This is a genomic window from Streptomyces sp. NPDC002643 (assembly GCF_053592555.1).
This window is the reverse complement of record NZ_JBSFVY010000013.1, coordinates 74,053-98,237: the sequence shown is the minus strand read 5'-3', so window position 1 is coordinate 98,237 and position 24,185 is coordinate 74,053. Positions and strand designations below refer to the sequence as shown.

Below are 24,185 nucleotides of genomic sequence, written 5' to 3'. Positions count from 1 at the left end.
CTGCGCTTGGGAGGCACCCATGCCCGTCATACGATCCGCCGTCACCAGAGCCAGAGCCGTCACCAAAGCCGTGACGATCGCCGTCTGCATCGCCGCCCTGTGCGCACCGACCGTCGCCGCCGAAGGCCAGGACACCGGCTCCCGGCGGACATGGCGCACCACGGCTCCCGGCGGCGACATGTCCGCCGAACTGTCCCTCACCGACTCCGGCGCACTCACCCTGACCGCCCGCGACGGCCGTACGACGGTGCTGCGGCCCTCCGCCCTCGGCATCCGCACGGCCGTCACCGACTTCTCCACCGGCCTGACCTACGCCGGCCGCAAGGACCGCCGGATTCACGAGACCTACACGACGACCACCGGCGCCCGCACCCACCACACCCTCGACGCCAACGAATCCGTCCTCACCTTCCGCAAACAGGGCCGCATCCTGCGGATCGCCGTGCGGGTCGCCTCCGACGGCATCGCCTACCGCTACGAACTCCCCGAGGGCGACGGCGACAGCGGTACCGTCACCGTCCTCGGCGAGACCTCGCGCTACGCGGTGCCGGCGCGGTCCGACGCCTACCTGCTGCCGTACGACAACGGCCGCCAGGACTACGAGTCCCTCCACACCCGCACCGAACTGGCGAAGGCCAGGACCGGCACCGACTACGGCTACCCGTCCCTCTTCCGCGTCACCGACGACAGCTGGCTGCTGCTCGGCGAGTCCGGCCTCGACAGCTCCTACGCCGGCTCCCGGCTCACCCTCGACGGCGTCGACCCGGACGCGGGCCGCTTCCGGCTCCGGCTGCCCGACCCCGCCGAGGTGACCACGGCACCCTTCGCGACCCCGTGGCGGACCATGGTGATCGGCGATCTCGCCACGGTCACCGAGAGCGACCTGATCACCGACCTCGCGGCCCCCTCGAAGGTCCCCGACACCTCCTGGATCAAACCGGGCAGGGCCGCCTGGTCCTGGTGGTCCGACGGGTCCAGCCCGAGCAGCCTCGCCGCACAGAAGAAGTTCGTCGACCACGCCGCCGAACAGGGCTGGGAGTACGTCCTCGTCGACTCCGGCTGGAGCAACGACTGGATGCCCGAACTCATCGCCTACGCACGGCAGAAGGGCGTCGGCGTCTGGCTGTGGGTGCGCTGGCAGACCATCGACGCGGCGAGCGAGATCGACACCCTGCTGCCTCGGTGGAAGTCCTGGGGCGCGGTCGGACTGAAGATCGACTTCATGGAGTCGGACGGCCAGGACCGGATGCGCTGGTACGACGCGATCTTCGCGGGCAGCGCGCGCGACGAACTGATGCTGAACTTCCATGGCGGCACGATCCCCCGGGGCCAGCAGCGGACCTGGCCCCAGCTGATGACGGTCGAGGCGGTGAGGGGCGCCGAGGGCACCCGCCCGCGTCCGGGCCGCGAACCCTTCCCCGCCGCCCACTACACGACCTTGCCCTTCACCCGAAACCTCACCGGCTCGATGGACTTCACCCCGGTCACCTTCACCGGCGTACGCCCCACCAGCGACGCCGCCGAGCTGGCCCTGTCGGTGGTGTACGAGTCCGGGGTCCAGCACTTCGCCGACAGCGTCGAGTCGTACCGCGCCCGGCCCCTCGCCGAACGCTTTCTGCGCGGGGTGCCCACGGTCTGGGACGACACCGAACTGGTCGACGGGGCGCCGGGCGACCGGGCGGTGTTCGCCCGCCGGTCGGGCGACGAGTGGTTCCTCGGCGCCGTGACCTCCGGAACCGCCCGCACCCTCGACGAACGGCTCGACTTCCTCGGCCCCGGCCGCTGGCTCCTCGACCTCTACCGAGACGCCCCGAACGGCGACGGCCTCACCACCGAGACCCGCGAGGTCACCGCCGACTCCCGGCTGACGGTCGACATACCGACGAACGGCGGCTACGCGGCACGCGTGTGCCCGGCCGAACCCGGCCGCACGACCTGCGGCTGACGTCCCGCCGCAGCCACACACCAGATGACCGCGGCCCCGCATCACACGCCACCCGCGAGCGCCCGGAGCGTCCGGGCCTCGCGGGCCAGCGCCTTCTCGTCGTTGTCGGGGACGAACTCCAGCAGGACATCCAGGCGTCGCTCGTGCGCACGGCCCAGGGCCGCCCGCCACAGCTCGGCACGGGCGTCGAGGGGGAGACGCGTCGTACCGGGCCACCACGAGAAGGCGTGCACGGCGGCCACCCGGTCGACCAGCGTGTCGAGCCCGGCGAGGGCGTCGGCGTCCGGCGTGTCCAACGGGGGCTGCCAGTACGTCCGTACGTCCGCCCGGCCCACCTCCTCCAGCAGCCGCAGGGTGCGGTCCGCGCCGTCCGTCAGGGTGTTGCGGTGGAACTCGAAGGCGAGGTCGACGCCCGCCTCGGCCGCCAGCTCGGCCGCCCGCCGGGTGTCCCCGACGACCGCCGCCCGCTTCTCGGGGCCAGTCTCCTCGGTGCCCGTGGCGCCCGCCCAGATCCGGATGCGGGGCGCTCCCAGCCGTACGGCCGAGTGGAGCACCGGCTCGAACTCCGCCGGGTCGGAGTGCCCGGCCCGGTAGTACGAGCCGTATGAGGCGACCGCCAGGCCCGCCGCCCCGGTGGCGTCCCGTACCCGGGCCGCGATGTCCGTGTCGCCGGGCGGTACATGGAGGTCGCCGCCCCACTCGACGCATTCCAGGCCCGCGTCCACCGCCGCCGCGATCACACCGGGCGCGTCGAGATGGCGCAGGGTGACCGAGCACAGCCCGAGGCGGGCCGTCACGCCGGGTCCTCGGTGACGGTCAGGCCCCCGTCGCAGAGATGGACGACCGTGCGGGTGCCATCGGCCCAGCAGGCCGTGAGGGCAAGGCCGTCGACCTCGACGGTGACCTGCCCGGAGAGCGGGGGAGGATCGGGTTCGGCGGTGAGGGAGGCGAGGGCGGCGAAGACCGTGTCGGAGGGGTTCTCGCCGACGGTTCCGGTGAGTTGGGGGACCAGGGCCCAGGGGCCGTGGGCGGTGCCCTGAGGTGCGCGGACGGGACGGAGCGTCCGCCAGCCGTACAGGGGGAGGAGCCGGCTGCTCACGTCGGGTCCGTCGAGGCTGATTCCGTCGGAATGGTCCGCGGCTTCGGAGGCGGAGGCGGAGGAGGAGGGCGACAGGGCGACCGCCCAGCCGGTGTGGTGGATCGGTGTTCCGGGTGGTGCGCCCATCGTGCGGTGCACCCGCAGTTCGAGGCTGCCGCGTACCAGCGTCAGGCTCTCGATACGGGCCGAGGGGAGGACCGGGCCGCCCTCGGGGAAGACCGGGCGATGCCAGGACGCCAGCCAATTCGAGCCGTGGGCAAGTGGGTTGATACGGATACGGGCGCTGTGGGTGCCCCGGGCCTCCAGCCAGATGTGGTTGTCGGGGGTGTTGGCGGCGCCGGTGGGGCCGGTGCGGGTGGAGTAGGCGAGGCGGGCGTAGAGCGGGTCCCCGGGGGCCGCCTCCGGGGCGCGGGAGTCGAGCTTGTAGCTGCCGTGGTTGTGCAGCCGTACCAGTCCGTCCCCGGCGGTGGTCTGGATCAGCAACCCGGGGGCCGGAAGGGGCAGTACGCGATCGGCGCCCTCGACCGGCGCGGGTTCCTCCGTCGCCGTCCACACCGGGTCCTCGGGCGGCAGCAGCAGGGCGAGGAAGCCCTTGGACGCCCAGTACGGGGAACCGGGCCCGGAGTACCGCTGGAGCGTGGCCGCGTGGGGGCCGTACCAGCCGAGGGTGAGGATGCCGTCCTCGCCGAGCGCGCCCCGGTCGAGGAAGTGACGCAGGGCTCCGCTGAGCACGCGGCGGGTGGTGCCCGGGGCGAGCGGGGTGTGGCCGGTGAGAGCGCCGAGCGCCACAGCCGCGCCCGCCGCGAAGCGGTAGGTCAGGGAGCGGCCGTGGTGGATCGGGGCACCGTTCGAGTCGAAGAGGAGGGCGAAGCCGTCGAGGAACTCCCGCAGACGGGGGCCGAGCCGGGCCGACAGCTCCTGGTCCCGGGCGAGATGGGCGTGCAGGAGTGGATAGAGGTGCAGGGCCCAGCCGTTGTAGTGGTCGAAGGCGCGGCCGTCGCCGTCCGAGTACCAGCCCTGGCCCTGGTACCAGCCGTCCAGGAGGTCCAGACCGCGTTCGACGGCGCGGCGGGTCAGGGCGTCACCGCGTCCGACGGACTCCAGGAAACCCGCGACCGTCAACGGGAACAGATACCAGTTGTTCGGCGCGGGAGTGTGGGTGAGCGCGCCGCGCAGCCAGCGCTCCACGCGGTCCTGGTCGTCGGCGGGGAGGGCGTCCCAGGTCCAGGGCGCGGTGAGCCGTAGACCGAGGGCCACCGAGGCGGACTCCACCATCGGCTGGCCCTGGATGCCGTGGTGGCCGATCTCCGGCCAGGACTCGGCGTCGTCGCGGCCGGGGGTGAGGGCGCCCCGGCGGAGACCGGCGGTGTAACGCTCCAGGAAGCCGTGCGGGTCCTTCCCGGAGGCACCGGCGGTGCGCAGGGCCGCCAACAGGAACGTACGGGCGAAGCCCTCCAGACCGTCGGAGCGCACGCCGGACTTCGAGGGCGGGCCCGGAAGGTCGATGAGGGCGTGACCGGGGGTGGCGTAGCGGAGGGCGGAGGTGAGGAGGTGGTCGGCCACCGCCTCCCAGTGGGCTCGGGTGTAGCCGGTGTGCGGGCTGAGGGTGCGGTCTTCGGTCGGGAGGGGGAAAGGGAGTTCGGGCATGGCGGGGCCACGCCTCCGTTCGTCTGTGTCGCGTCGTGTGTGTGTCGCGGCCGGTCCGGTGGCTCAGGCGAGGCGGGCCAGGGCTTCCGGGCGTACGGGGTGGGTGAAGGGACGGCCGAGGACGTACGACTCGACCTCGGCGAGGGCCAGTTCGGCGAGGCGGCGCAGCTCTCCGCCCTTGGAACCGGCGATATGGGGGGTCAGGAGGACGTTGGGGCAGTCGTAGAGCGGGGAGTCGGCGGGCAGGAGGTCCGGTTCGGTGACGTCCAGGACGGCGTGGAGTCGTCCCGAGGTCACCTCCCCGATCAGGGCGTCCTGGTCGACGACGGCGCCGCGCGCGGTGTTGATCAGCGTGGTGCCGGTGCGCATCCGGGCCAGGAGGTCGCGGCTGACGAGACCGTGCGTCTCGGGCAGCAGCGGAGTGTGCACGCTGACGGTGTCACCGCGCTCGAACAGCCCCTGAAGGGAAACGGGTTGGGCGCCCAGGGCGCGCGCCTCGGCGTCGGTGACATACGGGTCGTACAGCAGGACCGTCAGATCGTGCGGGCGGAGCAACTCGATGACCCGGCGGCCGATGATCGAGGCGCTCAGGATGCCCACCGTGCGGCGGTAGTTGCCCATCTCGGGGTGGCGCTCGTTCCAGTCGACACGGCGGCGCTCCGCGCGGTGGACACGGGCGGTCTCCAGGACGCGTTTGTTGGCGAGCAGGATCATGGCGAGGGTGTACTCGGCGACGGGCACGGCGTTGGCCGCGGCGGCGGAGGAGACACGCAGGCCGCGTTCCCAGCAGGCCGGGGTGATGTGGTGCCGTACGGTGCCCGCGGTGTGGACGACCGCACGCAGCCGGGGTGCCGCCCCCAGCACGGCGGCGTCCAGGGGTGGACAGCCCCAGCCGGTGACCAGCAACTCGACGTCCGCCAGGGCATGTTGGGCGGCGGGCGTGGTGAGGTCGTCCAGGACGAGAAGCGGGTCGATGTCGGTCAGCGCGGCGAGGCGGGCGCGCGCATCGGCGTCGAGTACCTGGCGGGCGGTGCGCTGCGCCATGGCCAGGGCGGCGCGCGGGCGGCGGGTCACTTGACGCTCCCCGCGGTCAGGCCCGACTTCCAGTACCGCTGGAGCGTCACGAACGCGACGATCAGCGGGACCACGGCGAGCAGCGAGCCGATGACGACGAGCGGGTAGTACTCGGGCGACACGGTGGCGGAACTGTTCCAGGTGTAGAGGCCGAGGCTGAGCGGATACAGCTTCTCGTCGGAGAGCATCACCATCGGCAGGAAGAAGTTGTTCCAGATCGCGGTGAGCTGGAAGAGGAAGACGGTGACGAAACCCGGGCCGAGCATGCGCAGGCTCACCCGGAAGTAGGTCTGCAGCTCGCCGGCGCCGTCGACCCGGGAGGCCTCCAGGACCTCCGTCGGTACATAGCCACTGCTGAGCAGGCGGGCCAGATAGACGCCGAAGGGGTTGAAGAGGACCGGGACGAACACCGCCCAGAAGGTGTTGACCAGGCCGATGCCGGACGCCACCAGGTACAGGGGCAGGGCCAGGACCGTCGGCGGGACCATCACCCCGGTCAGGACCAGCCCGAACAGCTTCTCCTTGTGCGGGAAGTCGTACTTGTCGAACGCGTACCCGGCGGCCACGCTGATCAGCGCACCGGCGAGCGCGCCCACCACCGCGTACAGCAGGCTGTTGACGTACCAGCGGCCGTAGACACCCTCCTCCATGGAGAACAGCTCGGTGAGGTTGTGGCCGAGGGAGAAGTCGCCGAAGGAGAAGATGTCGCTGCCGAAGAGGGCGTCGGAGTTCTTGGTCGCGGCCAGCAGCAGCCACAGGCCGGGCAGCAGGGTGTAGAGGGCGGCGATCAGGACGACGGTGTTGGCGACGGTACGGCTGGTGAGTCCGCTGCCGGAAGACCGCGCGGACGCGGGGCCGAGGGCGGTCATCGGGCGCTCCTCTCCCGGCGGCCCGCCCACCGGGTCACCGCGTACGACAGGGCGCAGGTGACCAGGAGCAGGATCACGGAAGCGGCGGAGGCCAGGCCGTAGTTGTTGCGGCGGAAAGCGGCGTCGTAGATGTACATGTTGGGCGTGTAGCGGGAGTTGACCATCGGGGTCGCCTGGTGCATCAGCGTGGGCTCCGTGAACAGTTGCAGCGCGCCGATCAGAGCGAACATGCAGACCATCACCACGGACCCCCGGATGATGGGCACCTTGACCAGCAGCGCGGTACGGATACCACCGGCGCCGTCGATCCGCGCCGCCTCGATCACCTCGCGGGGCAGGGCCTGGAGGGCGGCGTAGAAGATCACCATGTTGTAGCCGAGGCCGCTCCACAGCGCGATGTTGACGATGGACGGCAGCACGGTGTTCAGGCCGAGGAAGTCGATGTGGACGTCCATGTCGGCGAGCAGATCGATGACCGGGCTGAGACCGGGTGTGTAGAGGTACAGCCAGATGACGGCGGCGATGAGGCCGGGCACGGCGTGCGGGAGGTAGAGCATCATCTGCGCGGTGCGCCGCAGCCGGATCAGCCCGGAGTCGAGCAGCAGCGCGAGGGCGAGCGCGCCGACGACGACCGCGGGGACGAAGATCAGACAGTAGAGGGCGATCACGCCGAAGCCGGAGCGGAAGCTCGGGTCGCCGAGGACCGCGAGATAGCTGCGCAGACCGGTGAAGACGGTGGTGCCGCCACCGAAGCCGAGACCCTCGTGGTCCTGGCCGAAGAAGCTCAGGTAGATCGCGTAGCCGACCGGGACCAGGAACACGGCCACGAGCAGCGCCGTGAACGGGGCGAGCAGCACGGCACAGGCGAGGCCCTGCTGACGGCGTCCGGCGCGGCGGGGCCGGGCGGGCCGCGCGGTGGGCGCTTTCGGACCGGTGCGTTGATGTTCGGAGAGCGCTGTGCTCACGGCTGCACCTCTGGTTGGTTGTGACCGACAGGCCGGGGCTCGTCTGGTGGGTGGTGGCCGATGGGCCGAGGCTCGTCCAGTGGGTGATGATCGACAGGCCGGGGGCTCTGCTAGTTCGTGGTGACCGACAGGCCGAGGCTTTCCAGATCGGGCAGCGTTCTGCGCTCCCCCTCGCGCAGCGCGCCGATGATCGTGCCGCTGCCGGCTCCGGCCTTGGCGAAGCCGTCCTCGACGGAGGTGATCGTGGAGGTCATCCGCGGCCCCCACTCCCAGCGCGGGGAGACGAGCCCGGCGGACTGCTGGAAGAGACCGAAGATGTCCTGGCCGGAGTAGTAGGAGGTGTCCATCTCCTCCCGCGCCACCGGGACCAGCGCGGGTACGGCCGGGAAGGCGCTGCTGATCCCGCTGGAGAGCTTGGCCCGCAGGGCGTCCGGGCTGGTCACCATCCAGGTGATGAACTCCAGTGCCTCCTCGGGGTGCCGGCTGTCCTTGGTGACGGCGAAGGTGGAGCCGCCCTGGGTGCCGAGCGACGGCTTGGCGGGGTCCCACTGGGGGAGCGGGGCGATCGCCCACTTGCCCTTGCCGCCGGGCGTGGAGTTCATCAGCGATCCCGCCGCCCAGGCACCCGCCATATAGCCGACGGTCTCACCGCTCTGCAGATGGGCCCGCCACTGCTGGCTGTCCACCGGCTCGACCCGTACCAGGTCCTCGTCGACCAGCTTCTGCCAGTACGCGGCGACCTTGCGGGTCGCGGCGTCGGCCAGGTCGATGTGCCAGGTCTCGTCGGAGGTCCGGAACCACCGTGCCCCGGCCTGCCGGGCGAACCCGGCCATGTGCTGCGAGCCGTTGGTGAAGAAACTGGCGATACGGGCGCCGGGGTCGGCCCTCTTGAGCACGCGGGCCGAACTCTCGAACTCCGCCCAGGTCTTGGGGACCGGGATGCCGTACTCGGCGAAGACGTCCCGACGGTAGAAGAACATCATCGGTTCGATGTCCACGGGTACCGCGTAGATACGGCCGTCGAGGGTGGTCAGATCGAGGGCCTGGGGGAGGAAGGCCCGTCGTACGGAGTCGGGCAGCATGCCGGTGAGATCGCGGGGCACGCCGTCGATCGCGTAGCCGGGGAGCTGCGGGTACTCCATGGTCGCCACGTCCGGGGCGTTGCCGGCGCGGGCGGCGTTGCTGAGCTTGGCCCAGCCGCCCTGGGGGCCGGAGGGGACCTGCTGGTAGTCGACCCGGATCTTGTCCTGGCCGCGGTTGAACTCGTCCACGACCTCCTGAGTGCCGCGCAGCGCCGACCAGAAGGTCAGCCGCACCGGCCCGCCCCCGACCGAGTCGCCGCCCGACGAGGAGCAACCCGCCAGGATCAGGGCGAGGGCGGCGAACAGTGCGGCGGCGGCCGGGCGTTCACGTCGTCGACCAGGCATGGGCCCTCCCGCGTCGTTGCTGGGTCACCGAAATCCTGGGCGCGGGACGAAAAAGGCGTCAATAGATCGAACAGAAGAAACTAAAGCGGTCAAACGAATAATGAGGGGAGGGAAGGGAGGGCGAGCGCGCGACGGCGTGCGATGACTGCGGTGGCGCTGGCGGTGGCGGCGTGCGGTGAATGCTGGGAGCGTGTCGGTGTCAGCGCTCGGCGAGGGGGGCCGTGGACTCGCGGACGACGAGGGACGGCAGTAGCTCCACATGTCGGGTCGCGCCCGGTCTGAAGCCCTCGCGGGCCGCGCCGAGTCGGCGCAGCAGGAGGTCGAACCCGATGCGCCCCAGCTCGGTCTTCGGTGGGGCCACGGCCGTCAGCGGGACGGGACCCAGGTCGGCGACCACGTCGTTGTAGGCCACCACCGAGCACCGCCCCGGCACCTCGACACCGGCCGCCTGCAACCGCTGGACCAGCACCAACGCGTCCCGGTCGCTGTGGATGAGGACCGCCGACGCCTCCGTCGCGCGCACGGCCTCCACCAGGTCCGCCGAGCGGGGATCGGCGGCGGACGCGTCCGGGCCCGCCGTGCGCGAGCTGAGGATCGTACGACAGCCGTCGTCGAGGCCCCGCGCGGCGGTCTGCGCGGCGAACTCGTCGCGGATCACCCGCGCGGTGGGGCTGTCGTCCCGGGCGGCCAGGACGATCCGCCGGTGCCCGAGCCCGGTGAGGTGCTCCAGGGCCAGATGTACTCCGTAGGCGTGGTCGGAACGCACGGAGTCCAGCGGGTAGATGGCGCCGGCGCGGGCCGGACGCCGCTCCACCAGCACGACCGGGACGTCCAGCTCGGACAGCCAGCCGTGGTCCGCCTCCGTCTCCTCCGCCCGGGTGCGCCAGTGCGGCGACAGCAGCAGGCCGCGCGCACCGCCGTCGAGTGCCTGGCGCACCGCCTCGCGCTCGGCGCCGCCGTCGTCGGCCGCGAGATGCAGTTCGAGTCGCAGCCCGGCCTTCTCGGCGGCCTCGCGGGCTCCCTGGACGGCCTCGGTGAGGTAGGTGTTGCGCTCCGGCACGATCATGGCGACGGCATCGCCGCCGGGCACGCTCGCCTGGGGCACCGGCCCGAGCGACCGCGCCACGCCGTGCCCCCTGCGCATCTCCCCGCGCCGGGCCAGTTCCTCGACGTCACGGCGGACCGTGACGACGGAGACCCCGAGTTCATCGGCGAGATCGGTGATCCGCGCGACCCCCCGTCCCCGCACCAGCTCCGCGATCCGGGCCTGCCGCTTCTCCGCCGACTCCCGCACTGCCCCACCGCTTTCGATCGAACGGTCGCGATTCCCCCATCGTACCGATCAATCGATCAGTCCGGGCTCGGTGGGATATACCTCGGTACGGAGGCGGGGGAGCCGAGGAGAGAGGGTTCGTCGATGCGGTCGGAGACGAAGGGGCGTCCGCGAGGGCTGTTCGTCGGGCTGTGCACGCTGGATGTCATCCAACTCGTGGACCATGTCCCGGCCTCCGACGAGAAACTGACGGCTCATGAGCAGGTCGTGGCGGCGGGCGGCCCGGCGGCGAACGCGGCCGTGGCCTTCGCCCACCTCGGCGGCGCGGCCCGCCTGCTCACCGCGATCGGCTCCCATCCGCTCGGAGCCGCGGCCAAGGCCGATCTGGACCGGGCCGATGTCGCGGTCATGGACCTGGCCGCCGTCGCGCCGGAACCGCCCGCCGTGTCGTCCATCCTCGTCACCGCCGCCAGCGGCGAACGCGCCGTCGCCTCGACCAACGCCACGGCGTACCGGCTCACCCCGCCCGACGAACTCGCCGCACTGGTGGCGGACTGCGACATCGTCGAACTCGACGGCCACCACGGGGAACTGGCCCTGGCCACCGCCCGCGCCGCCCGCGCCGCCGGTCGCCGGGCCGTACTGGACGGCGGCAGTTGGAAGCCGGGGACGCCGGCGCTGCTGCCGTTCGTCGACGTGGCGGTGTGCTCGGCGGATTTCCACCCGCCGGGCACGAGCACGCCGGCCGAGACCCTGCGGTTCCTGCGGGAACGGGGGGTGATGTGGGCGGCGGTGAGCGGGGGAGGGCAGCCGATCGTGTGGGAGGGCCCCGACGGCGGCGGCACGGTGGAAGTGCCCACCGTGCCCGTGGCGGACACACTGGGCGCGGGCGACATCCTGCACGGAGCGCTCACGTATCACCTGGCGACGCGGCGTCGGCTGTCATCGGACGGTTTCGTCGATGCTCTGCGCGCCGCGGCCGTCGTGGCCTCGCGGTCCTGTACCTCGTTCGGCACCCGGGCCTGGATGCTGGACGACTGACACACACCCAACACATCGGATCTCTACCTCCGCATTGACGCGCACTTTCCCCAACTCTATGTTTCATCGCGGGATAGCTCCGATGATTCGATGAGCCTGCCGGGAGGCGCCGTGCCTTTCCCCTCCGTGCCCGATCCCTCCAGACGTACCGTCCTCGCCACCGGCTCCGCCGCCGTCGGCGGCGCCTTACTGGCCACCGGCCCGACCCCGTACGCGACGGCCGCCGACCACGGTGACCGCACCGACGTAGCCGTACCGTCCACCGACCCCTGGCGAACGGTCCTCGACGACGCCGACCTGGTCTGGCAGCGGATGCCGACCACCTGGTATGAGGGGCCGTTCCTCGGCAACGGCTTCCTCGGCTCCGGGATCTACGCCGAACCGGGCGCCGAGACGAGAGCCGTACGCTTCAACGTCCAGCACTCCGAAGTGCAGGACCATCGCCCGGAGTTCGGGTCTCTGTTCGGCCTGGCCCGGCTGCCGATCGGGTACTTCACCCTGGAACCGGTGGGTGTGATCACCGGCCTCGACTGGCGACTGTCGCTGCACGACGCCGAGTTGACCGGAACGCTCACCACGGACAAGGGCACCCTGGCCCTGCGTGCCCTGATCCACAACGACCGCTCGGTCCTGGCCGTGGAGGTGACGGCGAGCGAGGGCGAGCGCGACTTCCGCTGGGTGTTCCATCCGGCCGACGCCATCAGCCCGAGGGCCGCCTTCAAGCCCCTGCCAGACGGCTATCAGGGCAACCCTCCCGCCCGGCTCTCCGGCCACGACGGGACGAACGCCGCCGTACAGCCACTGCTCGCCGGCGGCCAGCACGTCACCGCGTGGCGGGAGCGGACCCGGGGCCGTACCCGCACGCTGTACGCGCACGTGGCGCACTCCTACCCGACGACCACGGCCCTGCCCCGGGCCCTGAAGGCGATCCGGGCAGCCGCCCGACTGCCCTACACGGCACTGGCATCGCCCCACCGCGCCTGGTGGCACGCCTACTACCGCAAGAGCTTCCTCTCCCTCCCCGACGCCCGTATCCAGCGCTTCTACTGGATACAGCTCTACAAGACGGCCTCCGCCGCCCGCCGTGACGCCCCGGTGATGGCGACGAGCGGCCCCTGGCTGGAACCCACGCCCTGGCCCAACACCTGGTGGAACCTCAACGCCCAGCTGGAGTACTGGCTCATCCATGGCTCCAACCACCTCGAACTCGACGCGATCACACGATCGTTGAGCGAGTTCCGGGCCAACCTAGCCAAGGAGACCCCGCGGCCGTACCGCTCCGACTCCCTCGGCATCCCCCGCACCACCGACCCCCAGCTGATCAACGGCGCGTCCAGCACCCTCATGGGGTACGGCGTCGGCATCCCCGGCCAGGACCCGCCGACCCCGGAGGTCGGCAACCTCACCTGGGCGCTGCACAACGTCTGGCTCAGCTACCGCCACACCATGGACAGGTCGATCCTGCGGGACGTCCTCTTCCCCCTCCTCCGCCAGGCGGTCAACTACTACCTGCACTTCCTGGAGCCCGGCCCGGACGGCGCGCTGCATCTGCCGGCCACCTTCTCCCCGGAGTACGGCGGCAACTCACGCGACTGCAACTACGACCTGATGCTGCTGACCTGGGGCTGCCGAACCCTCCTCGAAACGGCCGAACTCCTGGGCGTCAAGGACGAGTCGGCCCCACGCTGGCGTGAAGTACTGGCGAGAAGGACCCCCTACCCCACCGACGACAACGGCTTCATGATCGGCGCGGACATCCCCTTCGCGAAGTCCCACCGCCACTACTCGCATCTGCTCGCCGTGTACCCCCTCTATGAGGTCACCGGCCGCACCCCTGACGAACGCGCCCTGATCGAGAGGTCGCTCGCCCACTGGGTCGGCTTCGAGGGCGCCCTCCAGGGCTACACCTTCACCGGTGCCGCCTCCATGTCGGCCCTGCTCGGCAAGGGCGAGGACGCGCTGCGCTATCTCGGCGAGCTGATGACCCGCTTCATCAAGCCGAACACCATGTACCAGGAGTCGGGCCCGGTCATCGAGACCCCGCTCTCGGCGGCCCAGTCCCTGCACGACATGATCTGCCAGTCCTGGGGCGGCACCATCAGAGTCTTCCCCGCCCTCCCCGCCGCCTGGTCGGACCTCACCGTCCACGACTTCCGCACCCAGGGCGCCTTCCTGCTGAGCGCGTGCCGCCGCGACGGCACGACCCGCTGGCTCCGCCTCAAGAGCGAGGCGGGCGCCCCCTGCGTCGTACGCCACGACATACCGGGACCGGTCGAGGTACGAGACGCGGCGGGTCGCAGTCTCCGTCACTCCGACCTGGGCGACGACACCATCCGAGTCCCCCTGCGCAAGGGCGACTCGGCCCTGATCACCCCCAAGGGCACCCACCCCGACCTCACCATCGCCCCGGTCCCCCCGAACGAGAACGCCCCACGCTGGGGCCTGCCCATCACCTGAGCGGGCCGTGTCCTGACGCTTGGGTCACTCCCAGACCACCACGTTCTTCCGCACCGGCACCGACGACGAGCCCGTGGCGAACAGTTCGGGTGAGTGGGCGCGGATGCGTTCGATGTCGCTGAAGACGGCGCGCAGATGTGTGCGCATGGCGGTGCGGGCCAGCGCGAGGTCGCCACTGACGACCGCGTCGAAGATCTCCCGGTGCTGGTCGGCGAAGACCCCGGGGGAGACGTTCTCGTGCAGGCCCAGTCGGCGGGCCCGGTCCAGGTGGCCCTTGGCGGCGGCCACGGTCGTCCATACGTTCCCGTGGCCGCTGAGCCGCATCAGGCCCTGATGGAAGGCCTCGTCCAGCTCGAAGAACTCCTCCAGATCCAGCCCCGTACGCTGCTGACGATCGAGGTTGGCCGCCAGCTCCTCGACGAGTGAGGGGTCCAGCTCGGCGGGCAGGGCGTCCAGCGAGGCCAGTTCCACGGCCTCCCTCAGAAACTGCGCGTCCGCGACCTGCGCCGGGTCCACCCGGGACACGAACGAGCCGATCTTGGGAAAGATCTGCACCAGCCCCTCCTGGGCCAGCAGGATCAGGCTCTCCCGCACCGGCGTACGGCTCACGCCCAGCGACGCGGCCAGCTCGTTCTCCGACAGCGCGGCACCCGGGGGCAGTTCGAGGGTCAGCACCATCTGCCGCAGCTTCAGATAAATGGAGCGTCGGCTGGTCCGCCGGTTCGTCTGGGCCATGACCACATCCTACGTATGCCAGAAGGCGTATCCCAGCACAGGTATCGCAGCGGACGTACCGCAGCACAGGTATTGCCCGTCTGTACGACAGCTGCTTCCATACAAGTGCTGCGCGACGGGAGCCGTGCGGCGCCGCCCGCTGTAAGGAGACCCTCAGTGAGCAAGATCGAGCGCGTCGAGGTCTTCGTCGCCTCCCCGGGCCGCACCTTCGTCACCCTGCGCATCACCACCACCGACGGAGTCATCGGCCTCGGCGACGCCACCCTCAACGGGCGCGAACTGGCCGTGGCGAGCTATCTGCGCGACCACCTCGCCCCGCTCCTCGTCGGCCGGGACCCCGCGAGGATCGAGGACACCTGGCAGTACCTCTACAAGGGCGCCTACTGGCGACGCGGCCCCGTCACCATGACGGCGATCGCCGCGGTCGACACGGCCCTGTGGGACATCAAGGGCAAGACCGCCGGCCTCCCCGTCCACCAACTGCTCGGCGGACGCTCACGCGACGGCGTGCTGGTCTACTCCCACGCCAGCGGCACCGACGTCCCCTCCCTCCTCGACGACGTCGAACGCCATCTGGAACTCGGCTACAAGGCCGTACGCGCCCAGGCGGCCGTCCCCGACATCGGCGGCACCTACGGCGTCCGCAAGGGCAAGCTCTACGAACCCGCCGCCACCGACCTCCCCGACGAACAGCCCTGGGACACCGAGGCCTACCTCGGCTTCGCCCCCACCTACCTGGAGGCCGTGAGGGAGCGCTTCGGTTTCGGCTTCCACCTCCTGCACGACGTGCACCACCGGCTCACACCGATCGAGGCGGCCCGCTTCGGCAAGGCCGTCGAGGGGTGCCGGCTGTTCTGGATGGAGGACCCCACCCCGGCCGAGAACCAGGAGGCGTTCCGGCTCATCCGGCGGCACACCACGACACCGATCGCCGTAGGCGAGGTCTTCAACTCCATCTGGGACGTCCGGCACCTGATCACCGAACAGCTCATCGACTACGTACGCACCACCGTGGCCCACGCCGGCGGTATCACCCATCTGCGGCGCATCTTCGACCTCGCCGCGCTGTACCACGTCCGCACCGGCTCGCACGGCGCCACCGATCTCTCCCCGGTGAGCATGGCCGCCGCCGTCCACCTCGACATCGCCGTACCGAACTTCGGCATCCAGGAGCACATGGGCCACCCCGACGAGGCCTGGCAGGTGTTCCGCACGGGCGTCACCTTCGCCGACGGCATGCTGCACCCCTCGGACGAGCCCGGACTCGGCGTCGACTACGACGAGAAGGCCGCCGAGCGCTTCCCGTACCAGCGGCGCTACCTCCCCGTCGCCCGCCGCCTCGACGGCACGGTGCACGACTGGTGAGCGGCGGCCTTCCCCGGCTGGACCGCGCCGCGCTGCCCACCCTCCCGCCTGCCGCGCGGCCCCTCGTCGACCCCGCCGAACTCCGCACCCGCATCGTCCACTTCGGTATCGGCGCCTTCCACCGGGCGCACCAGGCCGTCTACACCGAGAACGCCGCCGCCCGCTCGGGCGAGCCCTGGGGCATCGCCGCGGTCGCCCCACGCTCGACGGCGACCGTCGACGCCCTGCGCGCCCAGGACTGCCTGTACTCGCTCACCGAACGGCACCCGGAGGGCGGCCGGCCCAGGGTCGTCGGCGCGCTCACCGGCGCCTACGCGCTCGAACGCGACCGGACGGCCGTCGACGCCCTGCTCACCGACCCCGAGGTCACCGTCGTGACCCTCACGATCACGGAGAAGGGCTACCACCGCTCGCCCACGACCGGCGGCCTGGACCTCACGGCCGAGGCGGTCGTGGCCGACCTGGCCGCCTCCCACGAGGGCGGCGCGTCGACCGTCATCGGCCGCCTCGCGTGCGCCCTCGCGGCCCGGACACGCTCCGGGGCGCCCCCGATCACCGTCGTCTCCTGCGACAACATGGCGGACAACGGCGCCGTACTCAGCCGTATCGTGCACGACTTCGTCCGCGCCACCGACTGGCCGGACCGGGGGCGCGTCCTGGACCGGATCGCCGAGTCCGTCGCCTTCCCCGCCACGGTCGTGGACCGCATCGTCCCCGCCACCGCACCGCACGACCTCACCGCCACGGCCACCGCCCTCGGCGGAGTCCACGACGCACTGCCGGTGAGCGGCGAACCCTACCGTCAGTGGGCGCTGGAGGACCGCTTCACCGCCCCACGCCCCCCGTGGGAACTCGACGGCGCCCTTCTCGTCCCCGACGCCGCCCCCTACCAACTCACCAAGCTGCGCCTGCTCAACGGCTCCCACTCGGCGCTCGCCTGCCTAGGGCTCGCCGCGGGCCACACCACCATCGCCGACGTCATGGCGGCGGGCTGGGGCGAACGCCTGGTCAAGGCCCTGTGCGCCGAGGTCGCCCCCACCCTGCCCGACGGCGCCCCCGACCCCGACCGCTACGCCGACGACCTCGTCACCCGCTTCGGCAACCCGGCCATGCGCCACCGGCTCCGCCAGATCGCCTCGGACAGTTCGCTGAAGATCACCGAGCGCTGGCTGCCCGCCCTGCGCACGCTCCGCGTACGCGGCACGGCCACACCGATGCTCGAACTCGCCCTCGCCGCCTGGGTGCGCCTCACCCGCGACCCCGACCTCCCCGACCCCGCCCGGAACGCTCTCGCCGCCTGCCACCGCCCCGGAGCAGCCGACACGGACACCACCCGCGCCCTCCTGAGAGCCGTCGGGGCGGCGGACCTGGCGGACGACTCCGCGCTCGTCACCGCCGTCGCCCACCACCTCCCCGCGCTAAGGGCCGGACACGTGGACCTCTGAGCCCGCTCCCGCGTCCGCGCCCACTCCCACCCTCGGTCACTCCCGCCCTCCCCAACTCATACGCCGAACAACGGAGTTCACGATGAAGGACCCCACGACCACGGCCGAGCCGGCCGGCGCCGTACGACGCACCACCAGAGACCTCACCAAGGCCGCCGTGTCCGGCTGGCTGGGAACGGCCATGGAGTTCATGGACTTCCAGCTGTACTCGCTGGCGGCGGCGATCGTCTTCAACAAGATCTTCTTCCCGGACGTCAGCCCCGCCATCGGCCTCATCGCCGCGATGGCCACCTACGGCGTCGGCTACGTCGCCCGACTCGCCGGCGCGGTCTACTTCGGCAGGATGGGCGACCGGCTCGGCCGCAAGAAGGTCCTGACGATCACCATCCTGCTGATGGGCGCCTCGACCACCCTCATCGGCATCCTGCCCACCTACGCCACCATCGGCATCCTGGCGCCCGTCCTGCTCGTCGTGCTGCGGCTCGCCCAGGGCTTCGGCGCGGGCGCGGAGATCGCCGGGGCGACCGTGATGCTCGCCGAGTACGCCCCGACCGGGCGCCGCGGACTCGTCTCGTCCCTGGTGTCGCTCGGCACCAACTCCGGCACCCTCGCCGCGTCCGGGCTGTGGGCGATCCTCCTCGCCGTGCTCAGCGAGGACCAACTGCTGTCCTGGGGCTGGCGGTTGCCGTTCCTGATGAGCTTCCTCCTGCTGCTGTTCGCGGTGTGGCTGCGGCGCAACCTCAAGGAGAGCCCCGTCTTCGAGGAACGCCCCGATGTCGTGGACGGTGTGGCGATGAGCCGCAGCGAGGTGGAGTCGGCGCTCACCGAGGGCACGTCCGGCGACACCGGGCTGCTGGAGGCGGGCCTGAGGCAGCGCAAGGGCCGCGCCTTCTTCCTCGCACTCGGACTGCGCTTCGGCCAGGCCGGCAACTCCGGGCTGATCCAGACCTTCCTCGTCGGCTACATCGCCACGAACCTCGCCGCCGACCGCTCCGTACCCACCGACGCCATCGTCTACGGCTCGCTGCTGGGCTTCCTCACGGTCCCGGCCATCGGCATCCTCGGCGACCGCTTCGGCCGCCGCACGCTCTATCTGGCCCTCACCTCCCTCACGGCCCTCGCCGCCTTCCCGCTCCTGCTGCTGATCACCTCCGGCAGCACACCCGCCCTGATGCTCGGCATGGTCCTGGGCCTGAACATCGGCGTCCTCGGACTCTTCGCGCTGGAGAGCGTCACCATGGCCGAACTCTTCGGCTCCCGCACCCGGTTCACCCAACTCGCCCTGGCCAAGGAGATCGGCGGCGTCCTCGCCACCGCGATCGGCCCGGTCCTCGCGGCAGGCCTCACGGCCGCCACCGGAAGCTGGTGGCCCATCGCCGCCATGCTCGTCGTCTACTCCCTCATCACCCTCGTCAGCGCATGGCTCTCCCCGGAGACCCGGGGACGGGACCTGGTCCGACTGGAGGACGCGGTATGAACCGTACGGCGCCCATGAAGGCCGTCGTGGTGCACGGCGCCGGTGATGTCCGGATCGACGAACGGCCCCGGCCCGAACCCGGTCCGGGCGAGGTGCTGCTCGCCCTGGAGTGGGGCGGCATCTGCGGCTCCGATGTGGCGTACTGGCGGAAGGGGGCGTCGGGTACGGCGTCCCTCGCCCACCCCCTGGTCCTCGGCCATGAGGTCGCCGGGCGGATCGCGGCAGTCGGCGCCGGGGTCACCGGCCTGTCCGAGGGGCAACCCGTCACCGTCCACCCGGCCCAACTCATCGGCGAGGTCCCCGAACACCTCGCCGGACGCACCAACCTCCACGCCCACGTCCGCTACTTCGGCTCGGCGGCCTTCACCCCCCACACGGACGGAGGCTTCAGCGAGTTCCGTACGGTCCGCGCGGCCCAGGTCCGCCCCCTGCCCGACGGCGTGGACACCGAGTCGGGCGCCCTCGCCGAGCCGCTGGCCGTCGCCCTGCACGCCGTGGGCCGCGTCGCGGCGCTGCGGGGGCGTACGGTGCTGGTCAACGGGGCCGGTCCGATCGGCGCGTTGGTGGTCGCGGCGGCCAAGTACCGTGGCGCGCGGACGGTGTTCGCCGCCGACCTCTCCGCCTCCTCCCTCACCGTGGCCCGCCGGATGGGCGCCGACACCACGGTCGACCTCTCACGGGGCGAGGCACTGCCGCAGGACGTCGAGGTCGTCTTCGAGGCATCCGGCGCACCGTCCGCACTGGGCCCGGTCCTGAGGGCGACCGCACGTGGCGGCACCCTCGTCCAGGTCGGTAACCTGCCCGGCACCGCCGTACCCGCCGCCCTCGGCGACCTGGTCACCCGTGAGATCACCTGGATCGGCTCCTACCGCTTCGTCGACGAGATCGACGACGCCCTCCACGCCCTGCGCGACGGCCTGGACATCACCCCGGTCATCAGCCACCGCTTCCCACTCGAACAGGCCGAGCAGGCCCTCACGGTGGCGGCGGACCCCACGACCGCGAGCAGCAAGGTGATGCTGCGACTCGATGGGGAGCGGCCGGCACCGGCACCCGTTCGATCGTGACGGGGTACGACAGAAGGTGGGTCATCGGGTCGCGGCCCGAGTGATGGCCGCTGCCGCGAGTTCCGTCGCGAGGCGGCGCAGGCGCTCGGCGGACGGGTCCCCGCCGACGGTCACGTTCAGGGTTTCGACCATCGACTCGCCGTCGTGGACGTAGGCGCGATGCACGACCCTGATACGGCAGGTGTCGTCGCCTTCCTCGTCCGGTTCGATCACGGCGGTACGGCCGCCGATCCGGGTGAGGGCGCCGTCGGCGGCGGTGGGCGGCTGGTCGCGGTCGAAGCGCAGCTCGGCCCACAGGTCGTTGGTCGTGCTCTCCCACTCGCAGTCCCAGTTCCCGAAGCCGATCTCCGGGTCGCGGGCGTCGATGCCCGGGATGGCCTCCAGATCGCTCGCGCTGAGCAGTGTGCACGCGTCCTGGTGGATCAGCGAGTCCTCGGCGGCGGTCGGGGAGCGCCGGGGCAGACGGCCTCGGTTGAGTTCCTCGACGGCGTACGCGGTGGCCGCCTCGGCGATCCCGCAGAGCGGTGGATCGCCCTCGGAGTCCTCGGCCTGCGCGATGACCTCGACGACCACCTCGGGGTCCCCGACCGGCAGCAGGGCCTTGACACAGGCGTCGCTGTCGTCGTCCTCGTCCACCACCCTCACGGCGCCCACGGTCCGCGTCGGCACCGCCAGTTCCGAGGGACCGCCGGTGTCGTACCAGAACTTCACATGCACGGTGCCCTCGTCACCGGTGTCCACGAGCACGTCACAGCGGTCGAAGTTGCCGTAGTCCCGGTCGAGTTCCGCTTCCCCGAACCGTTTGAGCGCGGAGGCGTCGGCGAGTGCGCACAGATCGGCGGTACGGGGGTCGCCGAAGACCGAGTCCGTGTCCGTGACCGTGCCGGGCGGCCCACCGGTCGGGGTGGACGAGGCCCGGGGCGCGGTGGACGGCGCGGCCGAACCGGACGGTGTCCCGCCGCCCGTGCTGCCCGTGTCGTCGCCCCCGGCCAGCACGAGGGCGACGACGAGGACGAGGACGAGTGACAGCGCGCCCACGCCGAGGACTGCCGAGAGGGCCCCGGGCCGAGAGGGTAAGAGGGCCGCGAGCCCATGCCGACGACTCACATCGGAGCCGCCCCGCGAGTCCCCGACCCCCGACGCGCCCTCGGCCCCTCTCCTCTCACCCGCCCTGCCCTCGGCCCCCTTCTCCTCGGACGCCTCCCCCTCAGCCTCCCTCTGTTCGGCCCCCTTCCCCACCGCCGGCGGCAGCGGCGTCTGAGGCCCCGCGATCCGTTCCAGCAACCGCTGGACCTCCGTCGCGTCGGGGCGGTCCCCGGGATCGCGGGCGAGCATGGCCGGCAGTACCGGGGCCAGCACCCCCGTGTCCCCGGTCACCTCCCAGTCGCCCCGCTCGGCCATGCGCTGGGCGAGGAAGGGGTTGTAGGAGTCCTCGTCGTCGTCCGCGCCGGGCCGTGGTGGGTGGCCGGTGACCAGGGCGTGGAGGGCGCAGGCGAGGGAGAAGATGTCGGACGCCGGTTCGGGGCGGCCGGTGACGGCCTCGGGGGCGGCGTAGTCGGGGGTGTAGCTGACCCGGCCGTTGGGGGTGATCGTGTCGTCGCCGCCGGCACGGTACGCGGCCCCGAAATCGGCCAGCTTGGCTAGCCCTTCGGGGGTGACGACGATGTTCGCGGGCTTGATGTCGCCGTGCACGATCCGCTTGGCGTGCAGTGCCGTGAGCGCGGCGGCGATCTGCGAGCCGACGCGTGCCGCCCGTTCCGGGGACAGCGGGGGCCGGCCGTCGAGGCTGCCGCCGGACACATACTCCATGACCAGCCACGAACTCCCGTCGGGCAGTGGCAGTACGTCGTGGAGCGTCACCACATGGGCGTGACCCGCGTGGACCTGGGCCCGTCCCTCGGCCTGAAGCCGGTCGAAGCCCTCGGCGCCGGCGTCCGGGAGGCGAGACCGCTTGAGGACGACCTCTCTCGGCAGTTTCAGATCGCGGGCGAGCCACACCTCGCCCATTCCCCCGTCGAAGGGGCCCCGCGTCAGCCGGTAACGCCCGCCGACCGTCGTTCCCAGGCGCACCCCACACACCCCTCGACCGTAGATCCGGAGAACCGCGACCGAACCTACTGGCGGAGGACCGGGGCGCACCCGGCCTTCACGGGATGTTCCCACCTTCACGGGATGTTTCGCGATCCACGCCCCACGCGGAGGGTGAGATGTGCAGGGCAGGACGGGCCCGGATCAGTACGCCGGTTCCACCGCGCCCCCGGGCATCCTGCCGCCGTTCTCCCGGCCCACCCCGCACAGCACCTGCCGGAACCCGGAGTCCCACTCCTCGTCGCCGGAGTACCAGCCGGACATCTCGTACTCCTTCCCCCGGACCCAGTTGACGCCGTACTTCCGCTCGCACAGCCCCACCATGTCGACGCCGTCGGCCGAGTCCTCGCCCAGGGACCGGACCCAGCCCACCATCTGGTCGGTGTGCGGGTCGTCGCAGCTCACCAGGGTGATCGTGTAGGTGCCGTCGTCCTTGTCCTCCACGGCGTCGACGCAGTCGCCCGGCCCCAGCTGCGTCACGGTCACCTCCTCGCCGTACGTACGGAAGGCGCCCAGCGGTCCGCCGACGGTGGCGTTCTCCAGGAAGAGCACACAGGCCGAGCCAGGCGGTTCGCTCTGCCCGGACTCGGGGGTGACGACGTACAGCACCGGGTCGGCCATGGTCCGACGCAACTCGGCGGTGCGCCGGGCACACTCACCCTCGGCGGTATCCGCACCGGACGTGGCCGGCGAGGACTCCCCTTCGGCGCCCGGGGATTCGACGGTCGTGATCACCTGCCCCTCCGGATCGTCCTCGTGACAGTCGACGATCCTCAGCGCGGGCCGCCCCTCGAACTCCCCCTCCTCCCAGTCGGCGTCCACACACTGCCCCGGTGTCAACTCCTCCCGCAGCCCCACCTGTCGACCGTACGGATACGCGCTGCGGGTGACCGTGGGCGACGGGGTGGGCGACGGGGTGGGCGAAGTCCCGTCGGCCGGACCGCCCTTGGCCACCACACCCCGCCCGGACGGTTCCCCCTCGCCACCGGCCAGGGCCGCTCCGGTGGCGACCCCTCCACTCGTCATCAACACGAAGGCGAGCGCGAGCAGGCCGAGCGCCCGCCGGGACGGGGCCCGCTGACCGTTTCCCTCGCCGGCACCAGGAGCAAGGGTGAACAGCCGCTCCCCGCCACCTGGTTGACCCTCACCGCCCGGCTGCTCCCGATCCCTCCCCTTCCACCCCTCCACTTCCTCGGCGGCGGCCTCGGCGAGCAGCCCCGCCGCCTCGGACGCCGTCAACCGCTCCTCCGGGTCCTTCGCCAGCAGCCCCGTGATCACTCGGGCCAGCCCGTCGGCCGCTCGGCGCGGTGCGTCCGGTTCGGCGGTGAGGACGGACATGAGGGTGCCGTCGAGTGTGTCACGGTCGAAGGGGGCGACTCCCTCGACGGCGAAGTACAGGGTGACGCCGAGTGAGAAGAGATCGGTCGCGGCGGACGCCTCGCCGCCGGACAGCCGCTCGGGCGCGACGAACCCCGGCGTGCCGACCAGCATGCCGCTCCGGGTCAACCGGGTCTCACGGGGCCGCAGCGAGATGCCGTAGTCGGTGAGCAGGACCCGCCGGTCGGCGACGCCGCGATGGTCGGGGGCGAGCAGGATGTTGGAGGGCTTCACATCCCGGTGGATGATGCCCATCCGATGCCCGGCGTCCAGCGCGTCGAGGGCGGCGGCCCCGATCCGGGCGACCTCACGGCTCGGCAGCGGACCCCGTTCCAGTACGGCGGCGCGCAGATCTCTGGTACCGGGCAGATACTCCATGACGATCCACGGCCGCCCGTCGTGCTCGACGACGTCGTACACCGTGACGACGTTCGGATGCTCGCGCAGCTGTGCCGCCTTCAGCGCCTCCTTGCGCCCCCGTCCGGCCCGGTCGCCGGCGGCCTCGGCGGGCAGTTCCGGTACGTCGATCTCCTTGAGCGCCACCTGGGCCAGCAGTTCCAGGTCATCGGCCAGCCAGACGCTTCCGCCGCCACCGGCGCCCAGCCGCTCCCGCAGCGCGTACCGCCTGGCGACGACCCGTTCCCGCTCCCGCTCGACAGCCACGACCTCTCCCTTCACCGGCCCTTAGGTCCTGTCGTCAAATTCCCGTCGTCGCCCGGAGGGCGGCCTCGCGGCGTCGTGGGGGCACCTCCCGCTCGAGCGAAGCCGAGAGTGGGGGAGCGTGCTCTCGGCGTGCCGGGCGGAAGGCCTCGTACTGGATGTACTTGGGCTTTC

17 protein-coding genes are annotated in these 24,185 nt (G+C 71.7%); 7 read left to right on the top strand and 10 right to left on the bottom strand.

The features are described 5' to 3' along the window. Window positions 1-19: 19 nt before the first annotated feature. Window positions 20-1,945: a glycoside hydrolase family 97 catalytic domain-containing protein gene (locus tag ACWD4G_RS21045; protein WP_451295536.1), complete on the top strand. Its 1,926-nt coding sequence runs from the start codon at window positions 20-22 to the stop codon at window positions 1,943-1,945. Between the two features lie 41 nt (window positions 1,946-1,986). Here the strand turns inward: ACWD4G_RS21045 and ACWD4G_RS21040 are convergent, their stop codons facing one another. The 7 genes from ACWD4G_RS21040 to ACWD4G_RS21010 all read right to left on the bottom strand — a co-directional run bounded on the left by ACWD4G_RS21040 (window position 1,987) and on the right by ACWD4G_RS21010 (window position 10,320). Beyond that, window positions 1,987-2,742: a sugar phosphate isomerase/epimerase family protein gene (locus ACWD4G_RS21040; RefSeq protein ID WP_451295534.1), complete on the bottom strand. Its 756-nt coding sequence runs from the start codon at window positions 2,740-2,742 to the stop codon at window positions 1,987-1,989. Further along, entirely contained in the window at window positions 2,739-4,691 is a 1,953-nt protein-coding gene (locus ACWD4G_RS21035; protein WP_451295532.1) for a DUF2264 domain-containing protein, read from the bottom strand. Before ACWD4G_RS21035 ends, ACWD4G_RS21040 begins: the two co-directional genes overlap by 4 nt. A gap of 63 nt (window positions 4,692-4,754) precedes the next feature. Further along, a complete protein-coding gene (locus tag ACWD4G_RS21030) occupies window positions 4,755-5,735 on the bottom strand; it encodes a hydroxyacid dehydrogenase (RefSeq protein ID WP_451295810.1) in 981 nt (326 codons plus the stop codon). A gap of 26 nt (window positions 5,736-5,761) precedes the next feature. After that, window positions 5,762-6,634 (bottom strand): carbohydrate ABC transporter permease, encoded by an 873-nt coding sequence (locus ACWD4G_RS21025; RefSeq protein ID WP_451295530.1) that lies wholly within the window; start codon window positions 6,632-6,634, stop codon window positions 5,762-5,764. Further along, window positions 6,631-7,599 carry a carbohydrate ABC transporter permease gene (locus ACWD4G_RS21020; RefSeq protein ID WP_451295528.1) on the bottom strand — a complete coding sequence of 323 codons (969 nt, stop codon included), beginning with the start codon at window positions 7,597-7,599 and terminating at the stop codon, window positions 6,631-6,633. Before ACWD4G_RS21020 ends, ACWD4G_RS21025 begins: the two co-directional genes overlap by 4 nt. A 110-nt stretch (window positions 7,600-7,709) precedes the next feature. After that, the gene (locus ACWD4G_RS21015; RefSeq protein WP_451295526.1) at window positions 7,710-9,026 is read right to left on the bottom strand and encodes an ABC transporter substrate-binding protein; all 1,317 of its coding nucleotides are present in this window, start codon (window positions 9,024-9,026) and stop codon (window positions 7,710-7,712) included. A gap of 199 nt (window positions 9,027-9,225) precedes the next feature. Beyond that, entirely contained in the window at window positions 9,226-10,320 is a 1,095-nt protein-coding gene (locus tag ACWD4G_RS21010; RefSeq protein WP_451295525.1) for a LacI family DNA-binding transcriptional regulator, read from the bottom strand. A gap of 123 nt (window positions 10,321-10,443) precedes the next feature. Here ACWD4G_RS21010 and ACWD4G_RS21005 point away from each other — a divergent pair, with 123 nt between their 5' ends. Beyond that, the gene (locus tag ACWD4G_RS21005; RefSeq protein WP_451295523.1) at window positions 10,444-11,340 is read left to right on the top strand and encodes a PfkB family carbohydrate kinase; all 897 of its coding nucleotides are present in this window, start codon (window positions 10,444-10,446) and stop codon (window positions 11,338-11,340) included. Window positions 11,341-11,430: 90 nt separating this feature from the next. Next, window positions 11,431-13,797 (top strand): glycosyl hydrolase family 95 catalytic domain-containing protein, encoded by a 2,367-nt coding sequence (locus ACWD4G_RS21000; RefSeq protein ID WP_451295521.1) that lies wholly within the window; start codon window positions 11,431-11,433, stop codon window positions 13,795-13,797. 24 nt (window positions 13,798-13,821) lie between these two features. On the opposite strand, the gene ACWD4G_RS20995 is transcribed toward ACWD4G_RS21000, so the two are convergent. Then, window positions 13,822-14,532 (bottom strand): GntR family transcriptional regulator, encoded by a 711-nt coding sequence (locus ACWD4G_RS20995; protein ID WP_451295519.1) that lies wholly within the window; start codon window positions 14,530-14,532, stop codon window positions 13,822-13,824. A 156-nt stretch (window positions 14,533-14,688) separates the two neighbouring features. Between ACWD4G_RS20995 and manD the strand changes: the two genes are divergently transcribed. The 4 genes from manD to ACWD4G_RS20975 all read left to right on the top strand — a co-directional run bounded on the left by manD (window position 14,689) and on the right by ACWD4G_RS20975 (window position 19,886). After that, the gene (manD, locus tag ACWD4G_RS20990; RefSeq protein ID WP_451295517.1) at window positions 14,689-15,897 is read left to right on the top strand and encodes a D-mannonate dehydratase ManD; all 1,209 of its coding nucleotides are present in this window, start codon (window positions 14,689-14,691) and stop codon (window positions 15,895-15,897) included. Beyond that, complete coding sequence (locus ACWD4G_RS20985; protein ID WP_451295515.1) at window positions 15,894-17,342, top strand: mannitol dehydrogenase family protein; 1,449 nt, start codon at window positions 15,894-15,896, stop codon at window positions 17,340-17,342. Before manD ends, ACWD4G_RS20985 begins: the two co-directional genes overlap by 4 nt. Before the next feature lie 82 nt (window positions 17,343-17,424). After that, entirely contained in the window at window positions 17,425-18,819 is a 1,395-nt protein-coding gene (locus tag ACWD4G_RS20980; RefSeq protein ID WP_451295513.1) for an MFS transporter, read from the top strand. After that, window positions 18,816-19,886, top strand: a complete 1,071-nt coding sequence (locus ACWD4G_RS20975; RefSeq protein WP_451295511.1) for an L-idonate 5-dehydrogenase — start codon at window positions 18,816-18,818, stop codon at window positions 19,884-19,886. Before ACWD4G_RS20980 ends, ACWD4G_RS20975 begins: the two co-directional genes overlap by 4 nt. 21 nt (window positions 19,887-19,907) lie before the next feature. Here the strand turns inward: ACWD4G_RS20975 and ACWD4G_RS20970 are convergent, their stop codons facing one another. Further along, entirely contained in the window at window positions 19,908-21,956 is a 2,049-nt protein-coding gene (locus ACWD4G_RS20970; protein WP_451295509.1) for a serine/threonine-protein kinase, read from the bottom strand. A 162-nt stretch (window positions 21,957-22,118) separates the two neighbouring features. Beyond that, on the bottom strand, window positions 22,119-24,014 hold the full coding sequence (locus ACWD4G_RS20965; protein WP_451295508.1) for a serine/threonine-protein kinase: 1,896 nt from the start codon (window positions 24,012-24,014) through the stop codon (window positions 22,119-22,121). Between the last annotated feature and the right edge of the window lie 171 nt (window positions 24,015-24,185).